Annotated in this window: 4 protein-coding genes; 3 read left to right on the forward strand and 1 reads right to left on the reverse strand. The window is 67.2% G+C overall.

Annotated elements, in window-relative coordinates; all coding sequences use genetic code 11:
* Positions 1–159: 159 nt before the first annotated feature.
* Complete coding sequence (locus ACLQ24_RS29055) at positions 160–414, forward strand: GntR family transcriptional regulator (RefSeq protein WP_425894929.1); 255 nt, start codon at positions 160–162, stop codon at positions 412–414.
* 154 nt (positions 415–568) lie between these two features.
* Here ACLQ24_RS29055 and ACLQ24_RS29060 read toward each other — a convergent pair whose 3' ends face one another.
* Entirely contained in the window at positions 569–967 is a 399-nt protein-coding gene (locus ACLQ24_RS29060) for a hypothetical protein (protein WP_425894930.1), read from the reverse strand.
* Between the two features lie 604 nt (positions 968–1571).
* Between ACLQ24_RS29060 and ACLQ24_RS29065 the strand changes: the two genes are divergently transcribed.
* Both ACLQ24_RS29065 and ACLQ24_RS29070 read left to right on the forward strand, forming a co-directional pair.
* Positions 1572–2036 (forward strand): Mur ligase domain-containing protein, encoded by a 465-nt coding sequence (locus ACLQ24_RS29065; RefSeq protein ID WP_425894931.1) that lies wholly within the window; start codon positions 1572–1574, stop codon positions 2034–2036.
* Positions 2037–2136: 100 nt separating this feature from the next.
* Positions 2137–3018, forward strand: coding sequence for a glutamate ligase domain-containing protein (locus tag ACLQ24_RS29070; RefSeq protein ID WP_425894932.1), 882 nt, complete (start codon positions 2137–2139; stop codon positions 3016–3018).
* The last annotated feature ends 195 nt before the right edge of the window (positions 3019–3213 follow it).

Below are 3213 nucleotides of genomic sequence, written 5' to 3' on the forward strand. Positions count from 1 at the left end.
GATACGATGCGACATGGCCGTGCGGCCTGGTCTTGACGTCACAATCATGATCGTCCCGCACGGCCATCTTCATGATCGGCGCGGGTCACTCAGCTATCGCGCACCAAGTCGTAAGCTTGACGTCTAGAAGCTGGACATCCCTGAACACGTACAGATCATGTGCGTGTCTACGCTGCCGCCCATGACGAGCCCGCTCAACAACATGCCGCTCTACCGGCAGTTGCTGACCTGCTCGCCAAGCAGATCGAGGAGGGCAAGCTCCGACCTGGACAGCCCTTGCCGAGCGAACTTCACTTGCAGCAGACGTACGGTGTGGCCCGCGGAACCGTCCGGATGGCGATGCGCGAGTTGCGCGAACGCGGCTTGGTCGTCACCGTGCACGCGCGAGGCACCTTCGTAGCCGAGCAAGGCTGACTGCACCTGGCGAAGTGGTGCCCGACGAGGTGAGTCGGCTGGCGGTCTCCGCTGGCTGAAGCGGGCTAACGGCTGATCGTCCGACTCGTGCTCGTGTCGTAGCGGCGGACCACGAAGCGGATCTCCGGATACCGGCCGCCCTGCGTGCAGTCGACTAGAGGCAGATCCAGCAGTAGATACTTTCCCCGTTCGTGCGCGCTCTGCGGGCGAGTCCAACGAACTCTCGCAAGCGAGACAGCATGACCTCCGGCCGCACGTCGCTGTAGCGGGACAACTCCTCGATGTGTGACCACTGCTCGGCCAGGCCCGGCAGGCGGTCGTCGGGGATCTCAGTGAGCACGTCACGGGTGCGATCGCTCAGCACGACGACCCACGGCCCTTCGTACTCAAGGTCCTTACCGGCACCCTCCGGCCAGACAAGTCGTTCCCCGACAAGGTCGGCCTTCCAGGGCACGTCGAGGGCGAACGAGACGACCTGGCCGAGGACGACGGCCGGATCGATCCCCTTGCCGTCCACGGCATCCTCGACGGCAGAAGCTTCCTCGCGCAGCACCGGGCCGCCGTTGCGCCGGCTGCGGAAAGTTGGGGTCGTGCCCGCAACGCGAAGATGCCGTTCGAGTATTCCGCCACTCACTGCGTCTACCCAGGCGGAACCCGGGAGCGACGCGCCCTGAGCTGATCAACGCGCGTCGGATCGGCGGCCCTGCACTCTTCGGGGCATCGTCTCGTGCCGTCGTTGGCGACGTCGCGAACACCTCACCCTGCGGAAGCGGTGGCGTCGCACATGGATGACGACGATGCGGATCTGATCCGACCAAGGCATCGCCCGCACCGGTCACTCCGCTTCCCTGGTGGCCGCCCGTGTGCGTGTCCCTCGTGCCGCGAAGCGCGCAAGCGAGAGCGGAAGCAACAGGCATCTGGTGCTGCGCCGCCGGCTACTGGCTATCTCCCGTTTCCCGGCGGTGGCGCGCCACCGTCTCCGGCCTCGCCTTACAGGCCGACGCAACTCGATTGGACCCGCGCGGCCGAGGCTGTGACCCGAGGACACCTCGGCCGCGCGCAAGGAATCGCACCCGTCGGAAGGAGCGGACCCCCTCGCACGTCAGCTCACGGCACGGAACCCGTCAGTGCTCTCACATTGAAGGAGACATGGCACCATGACCGATACGATCACTGGTAACCCGACGATCGAGGCTTACACCGGCCCGATTGACCTGTCCCGCCCGCACTTCGTGGGCGTCGGTGGGTCGGCGATGTCTGGCCTGGCCCGATTGCTGGCCGAACTGGGCCACCAGGTCAGCGGCAGCGACCTGAACGACTCCGCCACACTCGCGGCCTTGGGCGTCGCGGGCGTGCGGGTGCACGTGGGGCACGACGCCTCCCACGTGCAGGGCGCGAGCTGCGTCGTTTACACCACGGTTGCCCAGAATGCGCCGGAGATCGAGGCGGCCCGCGCCGCCGGTATCCCGGTGGTTCACCGGGCGCAGGTCCTCGACGCGCTCAGCGCCAATCGGCGGCTCGTTGCGGTGTCCGGCTCGCACGGCAAGTCCACCACGACCGGCATTCCTGGCCCACATCCTGCGGACCCTCGGGGAGGACCCGACCTACCTGGTCGGGGCTGACCTGACCGGACCGGGCTCTGGCGCCCGTCTCGGCGGGTCTCGCCTGCTGGTCGCTGAGGCCGACGAGTCGGACCGGTCGGTCCACTTCCTCACCCCGTCCATGGCCATCATCACCAACGTCACTGACGACCACCCGGAAAACTTCGTCAACCACGCCGCGGTGATGCGTGCCTACGTCGAGTTCGGCTCCCGGATCGCTCATCACGGGTTCCTGAACGCGAACGCCGACTGCGTGGGCGCGAACGTGGTCGCCGAGGTCATCGCTGACGAGCGACCTGACCTGACGGTGCTGCGCTATGGCCGGAGCCGCACGGCCGATATCTGCCTGCTCGATGTGCACGCGGAGGGGTGGAGCGTTTCGGCGACGGTCCGGATGCCGAACGGGACGACGGTGCGGCTGACTCTGCCGACCCCGGCGGCGCATCACCTGGAGAACGCGGTCGGGGCCGTGGCGTGCGCGGTGGCCCTGGGCCTGGACCCCACCGACGCGGCGAGCGCGGCGTGCACCTTCTCGGGGGTACGCCGTCGCTTCGAGCACGTCGACACTCGGGCCGGAGTGACGGTGATCGACTCCTATGCTGACCACCCGAAGGAGATTGCCGCAGACCTGGAAGCCGCCCGCACTCTGGCTCGCGGCCGGGTCATCGTGGTGTTCCAGCCGTCCGGACACGCCCGGGTGCTGGCCTTCAGTTCGCGGATCGGCCGCCTCCTGGCGGACAAGGCCGATCACGTCCTGCTGCTCGACGTACACGGCACCGTGCCTCAGGGGCGACCGGCGGCCGACGCAACAGTCATCGTGACTCACTTGCGTGACGGCCAATACTGCCTGCCGCTTGGCGCGGATCACGTGTCCCGGATCGTCGGGGGGATGGCTGGTCGCGGCGACGTGGTGTTGACGATGGGCACCGGTGATGTGACCGGCTACGGTGCGGCGATCCTGGACGCCCTGAGCCAGCGTTCCGAGGTCGCGTTGTCCGCGTGATCCCTACGCCTGGGCGGTGACAGCGCCGGGTTCCTCGATCAGCTTGTCCGCAAGCGCGAGGAGCCCGGCGCTGTTCGATGCCTTCACCAACTGTCAAGCCCCGGGTTTGATGGAGAGTTGGTTATTGACCCGTAAGGCAAATAGTTGATGGTCAGGAGGCGGCGTAGCGGACTTCGGGCTTGCGGAACAAGGATT

This window comes from Micromonospora sp. DT4 (genome assembly GCF_049841675.1).
Taxonomy (GTDB): domain Bacteria; phylum Actinomycetota; class Actinomycetes; order Mycobacteriales; family Micromonosporaceae; genus Micromonospora.